This is a genomic window from Clostridium sp. AF37-5, from assembly GCF_003477605.1.
Classification (GTDB): domain Bacteria; phylum Bacillota; class Clostridia; order Lachnospirales; family Lachnospiraceae; genus Eubacterium_F.
This window is the reverse complement of the sequence record NZ_QUDR01000001.1, coordinates 244,343-260,221: the sequence shown is the minus strand read 5'-3', so window position 1 is coordinate 260,221 and position 15,879 is coordinate 244,343. Positions and strand designations below refer to the sequence as shown.

Below are 15,879 nucleotides of genomic sequence, written 5' to 3'. Positions count from 1 at the left end.
GCTCCTCCTAAACTCCTCCAAAGCGACGGTCTCTTTTGTTATAATAATCAATCGCTTTTTGTAATTCTTTTTTATTAAAATCCGGCCACAAAACATCCGTAAAATAGAATTCGGTGTAAGCAAGCTGCCAAAGCATAAAGTTAGAAAGTCTTTCTTCCCCACTTGTGCGAATCAACAAATCCGGATCCGGAAGACCTTTGGTGTCCAAATATCCGGCAAACATTTCCTCGCTGATATCCTCAGGCTTTACTTTACCCGCTTTAACATCCGCCGTCATCGTTCTCATTGCACGTGTCATTTCATCCCGGCTCCCATAGTTTAAGGCAACCTGAAAATGAAGTCCGGTATTATCTTTTGTTGCTTCTTCTAGTTCTTTGATACTCTGTTTCATGTCCTCTTCTAACGGAGTAATATCACCAATTACACGAACGCACATATTATTTTTTGTACTTCTCTTAATGCAGTCTTTCAAATACTGTCTGAGAAGTTTCATCAGCGCATTAACCTCATCCTGTGGCCGTTTCCAATTCTCCGTAGAAAACGCATATACGGTAAGATAATTTATCCCAAGATTATAGGCATCCTCACAAATCTGCTCCACGGTTTTACTTCCGGCAACATGCCCTGCTTTACGTGGCAGCAATCGTTTTTTTGCCCATCTTCCGTTACCATCCAAAATAATGGCAACATGGTTTGGCGCATTTAATTCTGAACGTTCCATAAAAATTCCTCCATCTTCTAAAAAAAGGAAGGACAGACAAGACTCCTGCAAAGCAGGAACAGGCTGTCCTAATATCCGGCACACATGCACCGAAATTCCTTCTATACGGTCATTACTTCTGTTGATTTTGCATCAATTGCCTGATCAATTTTCTTTACATACTCATCGGTAAGTTTCTGAATCTTATCTTCTAACTGTTTCTGGTCGTCTTCTGAAATCTCATTTGCCTTTGCTTCTTTTTTCACAGCATCATTGGCATCTCTACGAATGTTTCGGATGGCAACCTTAGCTTCCTCACCTTTTTTCTTGACATCTTTTACCAGTTCTTTACGACGTTCCTCCGTAAGTTCCGGAAATACCAGACGAATCACTTTTCCATCGTTTGCCGGTGTAAGTCCCAAATCCGAAGCCAAAATTGCTTTCTCGATATCTTTAATAAGACCGGCATCCCACGGCTGAATCTGAATCATGCGGGCTTCCGGTACAGAAATATTGGCAACGCCCTGCAAGGAAGTCGGTGTTCCATAATAATCCACCTGAATACGGTCTAAAATTCTTGGATTTGCACGCCCGGCACGAATTGCACCATATTCTTCTTCCAGATTTGCAAGTGACTTTTTCATCTTCTCTTCATATTGATTTAATTCCATGACTGTTTAACCTCCATTAATCCACAGTAATAATCGTACCGTTGCTCTTTCCTGCTACGGCGTTTGCAATACTGTTTTCTTCATTCAGACCAAAAATCAGCATTGGCATTTTATTTTCCAGACAAAGCACAGCGGCCGCCAAATCTACAACACCGAGTTTGTTGTCAACAATGTCCGCCATCTGCATCGAATCATACTTTTTCGCATCCGGATTTACCGCCGGGTCGGAATCATATACACCATCAATAGATTTCGCTGCGAGAATAATATCGGCATCAATTTCAATCGCACGAAGTGCCGTTGCGGTATCGGTTGAAAAATACGGATGTCCGGTTCCACCGGCAAAAAATACTACCATTCCTTTGCCGAGATATTTGTTGACGCGGTCTTTGGAAAATAACTTCGTAAAAGAACCACAGGAAAATGGTGTTAATACTTGTGTCATAAGTCCTACGGAACGACAGATTTCTGACATATAAATGCAGTTCATAACCGTAGCCATCATACCAATCTGGTCTGCTTTGGTGCGGTCTATCGTCTCACTGGAGCGTCCGCGCCAGAAGTTTCCACCACCGATTACAATGGCAACTTCAGTTCCGGCATCCACCAAATCTTTAATCTGTTTTGCAACCGGTACACAGGTTGCCTCGTCAAAACCGGTCCCCTTGTCTCCTGCCAAAGCCTCACCGCTTAATTTCAATAATACTCTTTTATATTTGCTCATTGCGAAATAGCCTCCTGTTATATTTCTTATTCAAAGAATGAATCCAAATCCACATCGGCATATGCCAAAGAGCAATGTCCATCAACAACAGCTCCACTGTTAATCTGAATGGATTTTGCCTTAATATCGCCCTTTACTACTGCTGTGGAATCCACAATAACAGGACCATTTACTTCAATGTTTCCTTTTACTGCACCTGCAACCAGTACGGAAGTACAGCTAATGCTACCAATTACGACTGTTCCTACATCAATTTTTACAATACCACGACTGTTAATATCACCTTCCAGTCTTGGTGTGTTCACATAAATTTCGGAAGCAATTGTATTACCTGCTACTTTACCGGTAATTGTTAATTTGCCCTCACATTCTACATCACCTTCAATGGTACCTTTTACAACGAGTGATGTATCGGATTTGATGCCACCGTTAATGGTTGTTCCTTTCGTAATTACGGTAACTTCCTGTGCATCATCTTCCACCTCTTCCACCGGTGTATTATCAATGCTTGCTCCTTCCATTGCTTCTTCCATTACTTCTTCGTTCATGACGTCTTCCTCCTCGTAATCTTCAACCGATTCTTCAATTTCCTCCGGCTCATCTACTACTTCTTCCACCGGTGCTTCCACAGACTCCTCTATTACTTCTTCCGGCTCTGCAGCCACCGCAATTTCATTTTCTTCCGTCTCATTATTTTCCACAACTAATTCCGGAACCTCTTCTGTCGGTTCTTCCGGCGGAAAATCGGTTGTCAATTCACTCATCGAAACTGTCTCTTTTGTTTTCTCATCATCCACTGCCAGATTTTCATCCAGACTCTCTGTCAACTCATTTACGGACTGAGCAATATCCTCTTTTAAGTCCTTAAAAAAACTCATTTTCCTTCCTCCTGATTTCCATTGTTGTGCTGAATGAGTATCATCGACTCATCCACCGGCAACAATTCATAATTTTTAGCTTTAATTTGTTTTATAATAGATGGCAGTGCTTTTACCGTCATCGGTTTGTCTGCCACATCATACATAAGTACAACTGCTGTATCATATGCATCAACGCCCTGCATAACGCCGGTTACCACTTGTTCTTTTGTGGCATTTGCATTATTGATATCAGGACTGATAACATTCCAGTCTAAATACAGATAATGGTTTTTCTTTAACACATCAATAAAATTCTGGATTGGAAGTGATGTATTCTGCGTACTGCTTCCTCCCGGAAAACGATAAAACTTCGTGTGTACTCCGGTTGCTTCATATAAGCAACGGTTGATTTGCTTTAAATCTTTCTCAAAAGCCTCTTTAGAATCATAAATCACATCCTGAATGTGTGAATAAGAATGCATTGCTAACGTGTGGCCTTCTTTTACAATCCGCTGATATATTTTCTTCGACGAAGCGTCCTCTTTTCCTGTCACAAAAAAAGTTGCTTTCACATGGTTCTTTTTCAGTATATCCAAAATTTTCCCCGACTGGCTTCCCGGACCATCATCAAAAGTCAGATAAACCTTTTTTGTAGTTGTATCATCCGTTGGTTTTATCGTTGGCTCGGCAGTCGTTGCCTTTTTTGGCGCTTTCGTTGTCTTCACCTCTTTTTCCTGTGCTTTGACAACACCCGAATCCGACACCTTGGTAATCGTCTCAATCTGCTTTTCCAGTGAATGAACCTTCACTAATAAAAACAAACACATTATCGTAGGCAGTAACAAAAGTACAATAGCTGTCCCTACAATAATTTTCTTAATTCGCTTTACCCTTTTCTTCCGATAAGCAGCCTCCGCTGCATGAACTGTATTTCCTGTCACCTAACAGCGACCTCCTTATCCTTCCATTTCTCGCAGCACGTTATCTAATTTCTTTTTCTTCTTATCGCGCTTATACTCATACAATTTACCATCTGCCGCATTCACGCAGTCCTCTAAGTCTCTCTCCTTTTCGGATTCCAAAAGACAGTAACCAACACTTGCCTTTACCAGATATGGTAGTTCACTCTCTTCATTAAAGTCTTCCAGATACCCATTAAAATCCTTTACAAACTGCTCTGCCATATCTTCTGTATAACCAATTCCAACGACATTATATTCATCGCCGCCGACACGGGCACAAGCATCTTCTTTTCCTGCCACCGCCTGCATCGCCTCACCAATTGTCCGCAGTGCCAAATCTCCATTCATATGTCCAAAACGGTCATTGACCACTTTCAGATTATCCATATCAATAGCAAATATTACAAATGACTTCTTCTCCTTTTTCGCCCTTTTATATTTTTCAAGGGAAACGGAATCAAATCCTCTCCGGTTGTATAAACCGGTCAGTGCATCATGGACATATAAATTGTTCAATTCCTGAAGAAGTCCCTGATTTTTCTGTTTAATGCGAATCATCTCTAGCGCATTGCCAAGAATTGCAAGCCAGTTATTAAATGTCTTATTTGTGCTGTAATTGTCCTCATAAGACACAGCCAGGTAACCATAAGAAAACTGGTTGTTATGAATCGGGAAGAAATAATAAATCATCGGTTTATCTTCTGATACATCTTTTGGCAAAAGACGTGAGGTTTCAAATACATCAAACACACAGGCTCTTTTATGAAACAAACCGCCAACAACTTTACTCTTCTTAGCAAAGCCGTTTGCCGGAGAACAGTATTTCGGATACTGCTCACCGCGTCCTTCACCTAAGCAGATAAAAAAACTGTCAATATGGTCATTCGCACCTATACGGAGTGACTTTTCAATGCCGTCCACATGATCAAGATCTGACAAATCAATAAACATATATGTGTTACTCTGATTTGACTCCATAATACTCTGGTATTCATTCATCTGACGAACACGTTTGGCTAACATCGACTGCATATTAAATGTCTCACAGCCACAGGAATTACGGAAAATCACTTCGGAATTCACATAACTTTTCTGTGGTACTGTTTCGCCACGCCACATGGCTTCAATAAGCCCAACCGCCTGTTTCACCATATCATGAACCGGCACAGAAACTGTCGTAATCGGTGGGAGGGTAATCGAAGATTCCCATATATTATCAAAGCCGGAAACGGCAATGTCATCCGGTACCAGAAAACCTTTAGCAATCAATTCGTTCATTAAAGAACTTGCCATATAATCATTTGCACACACAATTACTTCCGGTTTTTCAGCCAGTTCCATCGTAAAGTAATCGGCTGCTTCTTTCGCTTTCTTCGTCCAATAATCCCCTTCATATACCATGCGTTCATCAAATGGAATCCCACGGTTTGCCAAAGCCCGTTTATAATCAGCCAGTCTTGTAATCGTATCCGGATGGTCAAACGGTCCCGACATAAATGCAATTTTTGTTTTATGGTGTTCATCCACAAAATGGTACACCAAATCTTCTATGCGGTGTTCCTGATTCACTAACACCGCCGGGTAATCCTTTAAGTCATGACGCAGTGTAACAACCGGGCAGTCACATTTTTTCTCAATACTGTCAACCACATAATCAAGCGCCGGTTTATTCACCAAAGTGTCGTGGCATAAAATAATAGCATCCAATTTCTCAAACGGAATCAAGTGAACAATATTTGCTTCTCCTCTGCCATTTCTTGTTGTTTCGGTTCCATAGCACGAAAAGAATGTAAAATACGCTAAATTATAATCTGCCTCTTTTGCATACATCGACAACGTCTGGCAGATTTGTTCCTGATAATGTGATGACACATCACAAAGAATTACACCAATCGTTTTTCTCCCATTTTCAAACATATGGTTTCTCCTTTCCGTACTTTGCACACACTTACTCATATTATATCATATTATAAAAATATTTCCACATGTTTTTTCTCATTTGTCTACACTTGCGCTGTCTGTTTTTGTGAAACCAGGGACTGTTTTTGCGAGCTCTTCTGCCGCCTCTTTAATTTCATCCGAGAAATCCATATACCACTGCCGCGTTTCCAGAACATACGCTCTCCGAAACGCCTCATCCGTACAAAAAGCGGTTCTCAAATTATGTAACCGGTCAGCCGCTTTCACAACAAATGCAATTGGGTTTGTGCGGATTCCTGCCACATATTCAGCCATGACATATCCTTCTTGTTTTGTCAAAAGGCGCACCGCTTCTAACACCCGCGCACCACCAAGATCAAAAATCTCCTCTTCGGTCGCATCGGTGTCCTCTAACAAATCGTGAAATAAAGCTGTAATCTGGTAGTCCATCCCATAGCCTTGATTTCTCACGATTTCCGCCACCGCTAAAGGATGCATAATATACGGTTCGCCGCCAATGCGGAACTGCCCCTTATGTTTTTCTGTTGCAAAAGCCTCAGCTTTTTGGTATCGTTCCTTCTCATCCATGCGCTTTTTATCCATGCCCCTCATTTATAATGTATGATATATAAATTGTAGCATATTTACTGGAATAGTTCAATGATAGGTGGATGTTTTTTCTTTCTAAACTACGGAAGCAAAAAGACATCATCGTCTACATCTTAGCAAACAATGATGTCTTATTATTTCAATCAAATATTGAACTAAAAAATGCTATATTCTCTTGCCTTATCTGTACCAAGAAATATTTCTTAGTTACCCATCTGAGCGGCAACTTCTGCTGCGAAGTCTTCTTCTTTCTTCTCAAGGCCTTCACCGGTCTCGAAACGAACGAAGCTCTTAAGTGTCAGGTTGCATCCAACTGCTTTTGCAACAGATTCTACATACTTAGCAACAGTCTCTTTGTTCTCAGCTTTTACATAAACCTGCTCGGTCAGACATACTTCTTTCAGCTCTTTGTTCAAACGTCCGATAATCATTTTCTCAATGATATTATCCGGTTTGTTTGCATTCTTAGGGTCGTTTTTCGCCTGAGCAAGAAGAACTGCTTTTTCTCTCTCTTTGTATTCATCGGATACATCATCGGATGAAAGATACTGAGGATTCATAGCAGCAATCTGCATTGCTACGTTTTTCAAGCACTCAACTACTTCTGCTCCGGTGTTATCTGTCTCAGCAGCAATCAAAACACCGATTTTACCGCCGGCGTGAATGTAATCAACAACAATACCATTGTCGCAGGTTACTTTCTCAAAACGACGGATATTCATGTTCTCACCGATGGTAGCAACCATAGAAGCAAGTTCTTCTTTTACTGTCTTAGAAGAATCACCAGCCCATGGCTCAGCCAAAAAGGCATCAATATCAGCAGCAGAGGAAGCATTTACCTGATCTGCTACAGCAGCAACGAAATCCTGGAATTTCTCATTCTTTGCTACAAAGTCAGTCTCGCTGTTTACTTCAACGATAGCTGCTTTCTTGCCATCTTCACTGATGTTTGTCTTAACAATACCCTCAGCAGCGATACGTCCGGCTTTCTTCTCTGCCTTTGCAAGACCATTCTCGCGAAGCCATTCAACAGCCTTGTCCATATCACCATCTGTATTTGTAAGTGCCTTCTTACAATCCATCATGCCGGCACCTGTTTTTTCTCTTAACTCTTTTACCATTGATGCTGAAATAGCCATTTTTAAATCCTACCTTTCTCTTTCTTACTCTGCTTCTGCCTCAGATGCTTCTTCTGTCTCTTCTGCTAAAGACTCGCCCTGATTTGCCTCAATAACAGCGTCTGCCATCTTAGAAACAATCAATTTAACGGCACGAATTGCATCGTCGTTACCAGGAATTACATAATCAAGTTCTTCCGGATCACAGTTTGTATCTACAATACCAATCAAAGGAATACCAAGGATGTGTGCTTCCTGAATACAAATTCTCTCTTTTTTCGGATCCACTACAAAGATTGCATCCGGGATATCTTTCATGTCTTTGATACCGCCAAGATTCTTCTCAAGTTTTGCCCATTCTTTCTTAAGGTTAATAACCTCTTTCTTAGGCAGAACATCGAAAGTTCCATCTTCTGACATTTTCTCGATTGCTTTTAATCTCTTAATACGAGTCTGGATTGTCTCGAAGTTTGTAAGCATACCACCGAGCCATCTCTCGTTTACATAGTACATACCGCAGCGCTCTGCTTCTGCTTTAATAGAATCCTGAGCCTGTTTTTTGGTACCTACGAAAAGGATTTTGCCACCTTCTGCTGCAATATCTTTTACTGCATTGTAAGCTTCATCTACTTTACCTACAGATTTCTGAAGATCAATGATATAAATACCATTTCTCTCTGTGTAGATGTACTCAGCCATTTTAGGGTTCCATCTTCTTGTCTGATGTCCAAAATGAACACCTGCTTCCAGTAACTGTTTCATTGAAATAACACTCATTATTTCGTACCTCCATTTGGTTTTTTCTTCCATCCGCTTCTTCTTTTTGTTACACTGTCTTCGCAAAAAAAGACAGCACCATAGCAAAAATCGGCGAATGTGATTTTTTCAATCCGATTTATAATATCATAAACCGAACAAAATTGCAAGTATTATTTTCCACCGGTAATAATCCGCGCAACTTCTTCCTGCGATGCGCCAACCGGTATTTTATAATCGCCGGCAATTAATTTTTTTGCCAAACCGCTTTTTTCTAAATAATGGTCAAATTTATCGGCATCCTTAATAAAACCAGCCTCTTTTAATTCACGGGAAACAGAACTTGACAAAAGACCGCTCCGCACTGTAAAGGAACGTGTTTTCTCACTTGGTTTCTGTGTTTCTTTTGGCTCTTTTGTTGCTTTCTGTGCAGCCGTAGAATCCGGTGTTTTCGTCCGAACTGGCTTCTTAGACTGTACTGCCACTGCCTGTCCCGTCGCTGCCTGTGAAGGCGCAACTGACGGCTGTATCAGCGTATCCGGTGTTTTTTCCGGAAATTGCATACCAAGTTCTTTAGCCTGTTTAATAATTGAATTTTCGCTGTTTTGTCCGCGGTAGCTAATACACAATAACAGTGTTGCAAGTAAAACACCCACGCCAAGTCCCCGGAGGAAATACCTCATCTTCATTTGTTATCCCCCCCATAAAGTGCAAGAACAAGTTTTACTTCACCCTGTCCGATATTTAGTTGTTTTGATATTTCTAAAACAGATTTTCCCTGTTTGTGTAATTCCTTAATCTTTTCATTTACATTCCCCTGCCCTGCCACTGACATTTCAGGTTTGGATGTTTCATTTTTTACTGCCTTTTTTGGCTCTGCTTTTTTTACCGTTTTTTTCTTTTCTGCTTCTTGTGTATTTGCAGTCAGACGTGAAATCGCTGTCTGGGAAGCCGTGACCGGATTTAAATCCATCCGATTTGAAACCGCCGGTTCCGATGCCATACGTGTTTCAGCCATGGATTCTTTCTTCACCGGTTTCGACATAAATTCTTTCAATTCTTTTTCTTTTTCACTCAGCATGTTGTACATAAAGACAACTTCCTGATGGTTGGCATCAATTTTTTCCAAAATCTGCTGTGAAAATTCATCCACCGCCATGATTTTATCATTGCACAAACGATTCATCCGCTCCTCAGTCGTGTCCACTAATTCATCCTGTCTCTCGGATAAAATTTCTCCGACACGTTCTTTGATTTTTTCTTCTTCTTTCTCTGTCCAAAGTTCGGAACTTAAACTTTCCTTTTCCCCCTCTGCAAAACCGCTATTCTTTTTTGCCACAAAGCAGCTTACACACAGGCAGAGAAAGCCAATAATAATCAATATGATTTCTATCGCTGTCATAATCCATCCTTCTTCTTAAATCGTAATATCAAAACTTCCGGTCGAACGAGGTGCTAATCGTTCCTTTTTTTCCTGTTTTTGTTTCTTTTTTGAGGAATTTTTCGCACCTGTCCCTTTTCCGTTTCCTTTCTTATCGTAATCCTTTGTTTCGCTTTCCTGCGTTTCTACTGTTTGTCTGCTTTCACGCCTTACTTCCTGCTGAAACTGAATGCCATTCTGGTCATAAATATGCTGATTCTGATTCAACTCACGGCCCTGTGCATCTGCCGCATTCAGCGTTCTTGGCGCCATAGTAACTGCATCAATTGAACCCATAGACATAGAAAACGCCTCCTTTTTTTCTTACAATCCAACAATCCGTACATCTGCACCGTCTCTTACAAAGCGGCAGTGAGAAACCTGCTCATGCTGAACTTTACTAACATCCTTTACTGTAATATCAATTCCTGAATACACGGCTCCTTCCACCCGGATACAGGAATGTTTATTTTTTTCAATCCTTACTAATAGTTTTTCTCTTTCTTCGCGCAGTTCTCGAATCTGTTTCACAAGAAGCGGCTTATTCACCGTTGCCTGTTTCAAATAATTCATCTGTTCCGGCAGCACCTCCTGATTAGACGCTAACTGCCCCTTGACCCGATTTACAACTTCATCAATTTTCTGAAGCGTCTCTTCCTTATTCTCCACTTCTGCCTTGATTTCATTCGCCCGAATAATCAATTCTTTATCTGAAATAATCTTGATTTTCGTTGAAGCACCCATTGTTGAGCCAAGCGTTGTCGCATGAACATCGGCATAAGTTGATAAACTTCCGCCGTTAATCAAGCCTTTTTTTCCCAATATATCAACATTTTCCTGACATTCCACGTCACTGTGCAAAATGGCATCGGCTTTGAGCATACCTTTACATCGAACCTTACAGTTTTCCAAAAATTTTGCAGTAATATTGCCTTCTGCCTGAAGCATACCACGATCCATCCCCTGCATGCCTCGTTTGAGAACAATATTACCACCGGAAATAAGCGTTGCACCTTCCACAACACCATTCACAATAATATCGCCCTCGGCTTTAACAGCAAATCCGGTTGTGACATTTCCTGTCACTTCTACCGTTCCCTTATAATCAATGTCTCCGGTTGATGAATCAACATTTGCGGGAACCCGGTAAACATCAGAAACCATAACCATATCATCAACTAAGGTTACATGTCCGGAAACTTTCGAATAAATCGTACACTTATCCTCTGAAATCCGTATATTACGTCCAAAACGAAGCACACGGTTTCTCACTTTTTTCGGCATCATTGGTTTACCTAATACAGATACACCCGCTTTTCCACGATACGCCGGCGTAAGTGTCGCAAGTTTATCTCCTTCTTTAACCGACTTAATATTTCCCAATTGATGAAAATCAACGCTGCCATCTTCATTTAATTTCGGACGGGCAGTCGTATTTATATCAAAATAATACCTGATTTTTGCACTGTATCCCTGAACCGGCATCGTTGCCTCAGCAATCAGATAGTCCTTTTCATAGGCATGATTCTGTAAAAAATGTTCAATTGCTTTTTTGCGGATTCCATGACGGACACCTGCCATCTGTAAATCCGAAACAATATCATCTTCTGTCAAGCTTGCGCCCCCTGTAGTCGGCGGATAAAACCGTGCAAATGCGCGCTCTCCATTTGGCGTGATGGTAACAATACATTTTTCGCTTTCCGGTATAATTTCTCCTTCATACAGCATAAACATCGAATCGAATTCTTTACGCTTTAAATACTGGTCAAGTGCCACCTGGTCATAATCCGGAAACGAAATGGCATCTAAATATTTCATTACCATCTCCGGCGAAATATCCACTTCACCTTCTTCCGGTGCAAAAATTTTCAGCCACATTCTTCCATCTTCTGCTACTACCTGAAAATAACCATTTGCCGCCATAAGTATCCTCCTATTTCTAATTAGAACAAACTAAGTAAATCAACGGAGTCCCCTAACTGCTCCTTAATTTTTTTCAATGCTTTTGTATGAAGCTGGGAAACTCTCGACTCCGAAACACTCAATATCTGACTAATCTCTTTTAATGTCAATTCTTCGTAGTAATATAATGTGATGACATTCTGCTCTTTTTCTGTCAGTTTTTTGAGGGCTTCCACTAGCATTTCCTTCAATTCCTGCTTTTGGATCGCATGATCGGGCTGCTGAAATTTTGCTCCCATCGTCTCCAGACGCCCTTCGTTTCCCTGTTCCAGATAATCATCTAAGGAAATCAAATTGGTAAATTCCGCCTCTGCCTTCCAGTTCTCATATTCTTCCACGGAGATTCCCAATTCATTTGCAATCTCATCGCCTTTCGCCGTTCTTCCACGTTCTGCTTCAATTTTCGCTGCAGCCGCATCCATTTTTTTCTGCTTCTGTCTAAGTGTCCTTGGAATCCAGTCCATCTTTCGGATTTCATCCAAAATTGCACCTCGAATTCTCAAACTGGCATATGTTTCAAATTTTACATTTTTTGCCATGTCATACTTATCAATGGCATCAATTAAACCAAAAATTCCATATCCTACCAAGTCATCATACTCTACCGTATACCCCAAGTACATACTCAGCCTGCCTGCCACTAAATTTACAACACCGGCATATTCAAGAATAAGCTGCTCGCGTAATTGTGGGGTCTTTTTCTTATGATACTGTTCCCACAAGCGGTTTCGTTCTGTTTCCCTCATCCACTATGTCCTTTCCTAGGTCATGCCTGCTCCGTTTGTTCTGTCTGATCCACCTGTTTTTCTGCTTCTTCCTTTTCTCTTTCTTCCGCCTCCTGCTGCTCCTTCAAAAGACGAGCCTGCTCTTCAGCTTCCTGACGTTTTTTCTCTGCCTCAATCATAGCCAGATGCTCTGCCTGCACTTTTCCAACAATCTGCGCCGCAATCTGCCCAATGATATAAAAAAGAAGTAAAACAATAACTAACGTAATTAAACTATTTAAAACAGGCCACCTTTGTACCACACATAAAACACAACACACAAGGCCGGCAGCCAACATAATAAAAGCAGGTATATAACGATTTTTCATATCCTACACCTCGTCAAATCACATATTCATTTACACCAGCCACCGAAATATGCAACAACTCACATTCCGGGTCAAATACAATCGTGCGGCTGAAATCTTTTCCGGAATCATCCGCCACAATTGGAATATTCTTTTCCTGTAAAAATTTCCTGACTGCCTGATTGTTGTGATGTCCAACATTCAGCAGTTCATTATCCGAATGATGCGCAAACATTTTAGCACCGCCTGCAATTTTAGCACGCAGATTTTCTTTCAATCCTCCGCGTGCTAAAAGTTCATGATACATATCTAAAAGACATGTATCTGCAAACTTCATTCGGTTTTGATTATGAGTAATCTTTGTGCTGTCCGGAAGCATAATATGTGCCATTCCACACAACTTTGTTTTCGTGTCATAGATTACGACCCCCATACACGAACCAAGTCCTAACGTCGAAATTTTATCCGGCGGTGCACATAACTTATAGTCAGCCATTCCAACACGAATCATCTCACTCATACTTCTTTCTTTTCCTCAATTACCGCATTCATATCCAATAAAGAAATGAGTTCCTCTCCTTTTTTGCCAATCCCGGCAAGGAAAGATGCTTTTTCCTCTTCCAGCTTAAATGCTGGTTTCTCGATAGAAGCCGGATTGATATTTACCACTTCCTGCACTTCATCGACAATTACACCAATCAATGACTGATCCTGCATACGGATAATAATGATTCTCGTTGCGGACTGACAGACATCATCCTCTAATCCGAAACGTCTGCGCAGACTCATAATCGGAACCACTTCACCACGCAGATTAATCACACCAACATAATATGACTGTGACTTTGGAACTCTTGTCATATGCTGCATTCTTACGATATTATCCACACAGGAAATATCAATTCCATATTTTTCATTTCCTAATTTGACAACAATATACTGAATTTCATCCATTGTTGTTTCCATTTCATTCATCAAATCTTCCATGTCGACACCCCCTACATTAATGTGTTTGTATCTAAGATTAACGCCACTTCACCATCACCAAGAATCGTTGCTCCACTAAAGAGTTTATCACAGGTGATGTGGTGTCCAAGCGACTTAATAACGGTTTCCTGTTGTCCAATCAATTCGTCAATCACAAGACCAACCTGCTGTTCTGCCTTCTGCATAATGACAACAATCAGAGATTCCGGATCATTTTCAACCGGCTCCATATCCAAAATATCATGCAGACGGAGAATCGGAATGACACGTCCACGAAGATTAATAACTTCTTTGGATTGTACAAAACTGATATCTTCTTTTGCAATATCCTCAATTCCATTGATGCTGCCAAGCGGAATCGCATATTTTTCTTCTCCGACTTTCACCATCAAAGCCTGAATAATTGCCAATGTCAAAGGAAGAGAAATCGTAAAGGTACTTCCCTCACCGGCAACGGTCTTTGCTGTAATATTACCACCAAGTGCCTCAATTTTAGTTTTTACAACGTCAAGACCAACGCCTCGTCCGGAAACATCAGTAATCTTTTCTGCTGTTGAAAAACTTGGCAGGAACAACAAATCAATAAAGTCTTTGTCTGTCATCGTCTCTGCCTGTTTTTCTGTAATAGAGCCTTTTTCAATTGCTTTCTGACGTACACGGTCAATGTCAATTCCGGCACCATCATCGCGTACTTCAATAACAACATTGTTACCATCCTGGTAAGCATCCAAAAAGATGGAACCAACCTCCGGTTTACCAAGACGTACACGCTCTTCATTGCTCTCCAAACCATGGTCAGCCGAGTTACGAAGCAAATGCATAAGCGGGTCCCCGATTTCATCAATTACGGTACGGTCAAGTTCAGTCTCTTCACCAGTCATGTACAATTCCATTTTCTTATTTAATTTACGATTCAAATCACGAATCATACGTGGGAATCGATTAACAACACTCTCAATTGGCACCATGCGGACCTTCATAACGGATTCATGCAGGTTTGTTGTCACTCGCTCTAAGTACTCAATCTGTTCATGGAATGCCTGTGCATTTGCCATCTGTCCTGACGGAGAGGCAGCACCTGCCGACACAAGTCCATTCTTTGCAATAATCAGCTCGCTGACAAGATTCATCAGAACATCCAGTTTATCAATATCGACACGAACGGAACGACTGCCCACTTTCCCTTTGGAAGCCGATGCTTTCTTTGGCTTTTCTTTGACATCCGGTTTTGCTGTTTCTTTCTTTTCCTGTGCCGGTTTTACATCATTTGATGGACCTGCCGCAGGTGCATCCGGAATCTCAATATCATCGATGTAAACCTCTGCGATTTCCGATACATTCATAACAAGTTTTTTGATATTTTCTTTCGTATCACTTGATGCAAAAATCCAACTGAAATCAAAATCAAATTCTTCATCCTCAATCTGCTCTGTCGAAGGTACGGATTTAATCAACTCACCTTTATTTTCAACAGATTTGAATACAAGGAAAGCTCTGGCAGATTTCAAAATACAAGTTTTTTGCAGATATACGGTAATTCCATACACGTTCTTTCCTTCTGCTCTTGCTGAATTGATTGCTGTCGCTTCATATTCGGAAATCGGAATCTGCTTAAATTTGCATTTTTCATCCGATGCACTTTCCTGTTTATTTTCTGCTTTCTCTTCCTTTGCGGGAGTTTCTTCTTTTTTTACCTCTTTTTGCGCCGGAGCAGCTGCACCGTCGCCACTCTGTTCCTCTAACAGAGCATTCAAATCATTAATAATATCTTCGTTGTCTTCAGTTCCTTCATTTCCCTCAGAGGAAATAACAGCCAAATAAGACTCCAATGCATCCAGTCCTCGGAATAATACATCAATCAGCTTTTCATTCACTTTCATGTTTCCATTGCGGATTTCGGAGAATACATTTTCCAAATCATGGGTCAGACGCTGCATACGAACAAAGCCCATTGTGCCGGACATTCCTTTCAGCGTATGTGCCGCACGGAAAATCTCATTGATTGTATCTTCATTCTCCGGCTCCTTCTCCAAGACCAGAACATGCTCATTCAAACTCTGTAAATGCTCTTTTGTCTCATCGATAAACAAATCTAAATATTGACTCGTATCCATCTTT

At 40.9% G+C, this 15,879-nt stretch carries 18 protein-coding genes; all 18 read right to left on the bottom strand.

Going from position 1 to position 15,879, the window contains the following annotated elements:
- Positions 1–7 precede the first annotated feature (7 nt).
- The 18 genes from DW019_RS01170 to DW019_RS01085 all read right to left on the bottom strand — a co-directional run bounded on the left by DW019_RS01170 (position 8) and on the right by DW019_RS01085 (position 15,875).
- A complete protein-coding gene (locus DW019_RS01170) occupies positions 8–721 on the bottom strand; it encodes an isoprenyl transferase (RefSeq protein WP_118442203.1) in 714 nt (237 codons plus the stop codon).
- A gap of 101 nt (positions 722–822) precedes the next feature.
- Entirely contained in the window at positions 823–1,371 is a 549-nt protein-coding gene (gene frr / locus DW019_RS01165; RefSeq protein WP_022377974.1) for a ribosome recycling factor, read from the bottom strand.
- A gap of 16 nt (positions 1,372–1,387) precedes the next feature.
- On the bottom strand, positions 1,388–2,095 hold the full coding sequence (gene pyrH, locus DW019_RS01160; RefSeq protein WP_022377975.1) for a UMP kinase: 708 nt from the start codon (positions 2,093–2,095) through the stop codon (positions 1,388–1,390).
- Between the two features lie 26 nt (positions 2,096–2,121).
- A complete protein-coding gene (locus DW019_RS01155) occupies positions 2,122–2,973 on the bottom strand; it encodes a polymer-forming cytoskeletal protein (protein ID WP_118442202.1) in 852 nt (283 codons plus the stop codon).
- On the bottom strand, positions 2,970–3,896 hold the full coding sequence (locus tag DW019_RS01150) for a polysaccharide deacetylase family protein (protein ID WP_117477747.1): 927 nt from the start codon (positions 3,894–3,896) through the stop codon (positions 2,970–2,972). The genes DW019_RS01155 and DW019_RS01150 overlap by 4 nt, the downstream gene beginning before the upstream one ends.
- A gap of 15 nt (positions 3,897–3,911) precedes the next feature.
- A complete protein-coding gene (locus tag DW019_RS01145; RefSeq protein WP_182430993.1) occupies positions 3,912–5,834 on the bottom strand; it encodes a GGDEF domain-containing protein in 1,923 nt (640 codons plus the stop codon).
- Between the two features lie 78 nt (positions 5,835–5,912).
- Complete coding sequence (locus DW019_RS01140; protein WP_181974891.1) at positions 5,913–6,440, bottom strand: HD domain-containing protein; 528 nt, start codon at positions 6,438–6,440, stop codon at positions 5,913–5,915.
- A 209-nt stretch (positions 6,441–6,649) separates the two neighbouring features.
- Positions 6,650–7,585 (bottom strand): translation elongation factor Ts, encoded by a 936-nt coding sequence (gene tsf, locus DW019_RS01135; protein ID WP_022377980.1) that lies wholly within the window; start codon positions 7,583–7,585, stop codon positions 6,650–6,652.
- Positions 7,586–7,609: 24 nt separating this feature from the next.
- A complete protein-coding gene (rpsB, locus tag DW019_RS01130) occupies positions 7,610–8,341 on the bottom strand; it encodes a 30S ribosomal protein S2 (RefSeq protein ID WP_022377981.1) in 732 nt (243 codons plus the stop codon).
- Between the two features lie 152 nt (positions 8,342–8,493).
- Entirely contained in the window at positions 8,494–9,009 is a 516-nt protein-coding gene (locus DW019_RS01125; protein ID WP_117477744.1) for a hypothetical protein, read from the bottom strand.
- Positions 9,006–9,722: a DUF6115 domain-containing protein gene (locus tag DW019_RS01120; RefSeq protein ID WP_117477743.1), complete on the bottom strand. Its 717-nt coding sequence runs from the start codon at positions 9,720–9,722 to the stop codon at positions 9,006–9,008. The genes DW019_RS01125 and DW019_RS01120 overlap by 4 nt, the downstream gene beginning before the upstream one ends.
- 15 nt (positions 9,723–9,737) lie before the next feature.
- The gene (locus DW019_RS01115; protein ID WP_117477742.1) at positions 9,738–10,043 is read right to left on the bottom strand and encodes a hypothetical protein; all 306 of its coding nucleotides are present in this window, start codon (positions 10,041–10,043) and stop codon (positions 9,738–9,740) included.
- Between the two features lie 21 nt (positions 10,044–10,064).
- Positions 10,065–11,663, bottom strand: a complete 1,599-nt coding sequence (locus tag DW019_RS01110) for a FapA family protein (RefSeq protein ID WP_117477741.1) — start codon at positions 11,661–11,663, stop codon at positions 10,065–10,067.
- A gap of 20 nt (positions 11,664–11,683) precedes the next feature.
- Positions 11,684–12,448 carry a FliA/WhiG family RNA polymerase sigma factor gene (locus DW019_RS01105; RefSeq protein ID WP_117477740.1) on the bottom strand — a complete coding sequence of 255 codons (765 nt, stop codon included), beginning with the start codon at positions 12,446–12,448 and terminating at the stop codon, positions 11,684–11,686.
- Between the two features lie 20 nt (positions 12,449–12,468).
- Positions 12,469–12,795 carry a hypothetical protein gene (locus DW019_RS01100; RefSeq protein WP_022377987.1) on the bottom strand — a complete coding sequence of 109 codons (327 nt, stop codon included), beginning with the start codon at positions 12,793–12,795 and terminating at the stop codon, positions 12,469–12,471.
- Between the two features lie 13 nt (positions 12,796–12,808).
- Entirely contained in the window at positions 12,809–13,294 is a 486-nt protein-coding gene (locus DW019_RS01095; protein WP_118442200.1) for a chemotaxis protein CheD, read from the bottom strand.
- On the bottom strand, positions 13,291–13,761 hold the full coding sequence (locus DW019_RS01090) for a chemotaxis protein CheW (RefSeq protein ID WP_022377989.1): 471 nt from the start codon (positions 13,759–13,761) through the stop codon (positions 13,291–13,293). Before DW019_RS01090 ends, DW019_RS01095 begins: the two co-directional genes overlap by 4 nt.
- A gap of 11 nt (positions 13,762–13,772) precedes the next feature.
- Positions 13,773–15,875, bottom strand: a complete 2,103-nt coding sequence (locus DW019_RS01085) for a chemotaxis protein CheA (RefSeq protein WP_117477738.1) — start codon at positions 15,873–15,875, stop codon at positions 13,773–13,775.
- Positions 15,876–15,879 lie beyond the last annotated feature (4 nt).

Excerpts from the sequence above, each read along its gene's own strand:
- DW019_RS01170 (WP_118442203.1), bottom strand. The coding sequence starts at position 721 with ATGGAACGTTCAGAATTAAATGCGCCAAACCATGTTGCCATTATTTTG.
- frr (WP_022377974.1), bottom strand. The coding sequence starts at position 1,371 with ATGGAATTAAATCAATATGAAGAGAAGATGAAAAAGTCACTTGCAAAT.
- pyrH (WP_022377975.1), bottom strand. The coding sequence starts at position 2,095 with ATGAGCAAATATAAAAGAGTATTATTGAAATTAAGCGGTGAGGCTTTG.
- DW019_RS01155 (WP_118442202.1), bottom strand. The coding sequence starts at position 2,973 with ATGAGTTTTTTTAAGGACTTAAAAGAGGATATTGCTCAGTCCGTAAAT.
- DW019_RS01145 (WP_182430993.1), bottom strand. The coding sequence starts at position 5,834 with ATGTTTGAAAATGGGAGAAAAACGATTGGTGTAATTCTTTGTGATGTG.
- DW019_RS01140 (WP_181974891.1), bottom strand. The coding sequence starts at position 6,440 with ATGGATAAAAAGCGCATGGATGAGAAGGAACGATACCAAAAAGCTGAG.
- tsf (WP_022377980.1), bottom strand. The coding sequence starts at position 7,585 with ATGGCTATTTCAGCATCAATGGTAAAAGAGTTAAGAGAAAAAACAGGT.
- rpsB (WP_022377981.1), bottom strand. The coding sequence starts at position 8,341 with ATGAGTGTTATTTCAATGAAACAGTTACTGGAAGCAGGTGTTCATTTT.
- DW019_RS01125 (WP_117477744.1), bottom strand. The coding sequence starts at position 9,009 with ATGAAGATGAGGTATTTCCTCCGGGGACTTGGCGTGGGTGTTTTACTT.
- DW019_RS01120 (WP_117477743.1), bottom strand. The coding sequence starts at position 9,722 with ATGACAGCGATAGAAATCATATTGATTATTATTGGCTTTCTCTGCCTG.
- DW019_RS01115 (WP_117477742.1), bottom strand. The coding sequence starts at position 10,043 with ATGTCTATGGGTTCAATTGATGCAGTTACTATGGCGCCAAGAACGCTG.
- DW019_RS01110 (WP_117477741.1), bottom strand. The coding sequence starts at position 11,663 with ATGGCGGCAAATGGTTATTTTCAGGTAGTAGCAGAAGATGGAAGAATG.
- DW019_RS01105 (WP_117477740.1), bottom strand. The coding sequence starts at position 12,448 with ATGAGGGAAACAGAACGAAACCGCTTGTGGGAACAGTATCATAAGAAA.
- DW019_RS01100 (WP_022377987.1), bottom strand. The coding sequence starts at position 12,795 with ATGAAAAATCGTTATATACCTGCTTTTATTATGTTGGCTGCCGGCCTT.
- DW019_RS01095 (WP_118442200.1), bottom strand. The coding sequence starts at position 13,294 with ATGAGTGAGATGATTCGTGTTGGAATGGCTGACTATAAGTTATGTGCA.
- DW019_RS01090 (WP_022377989.1), bottom strand. The coding sequence starts at position 13,761 with ATGGAAGATTTGATGAATGAAATGGAAACAACAATGGATGAAATTCAG.
- DW019_RS01085 (WP_117477738.1), bottom strand. The coding sequence starts at position 15,875 with ATGGATACGAGTCAATATTTAGATTTGTTTATCGATGAGACAAAAGAG.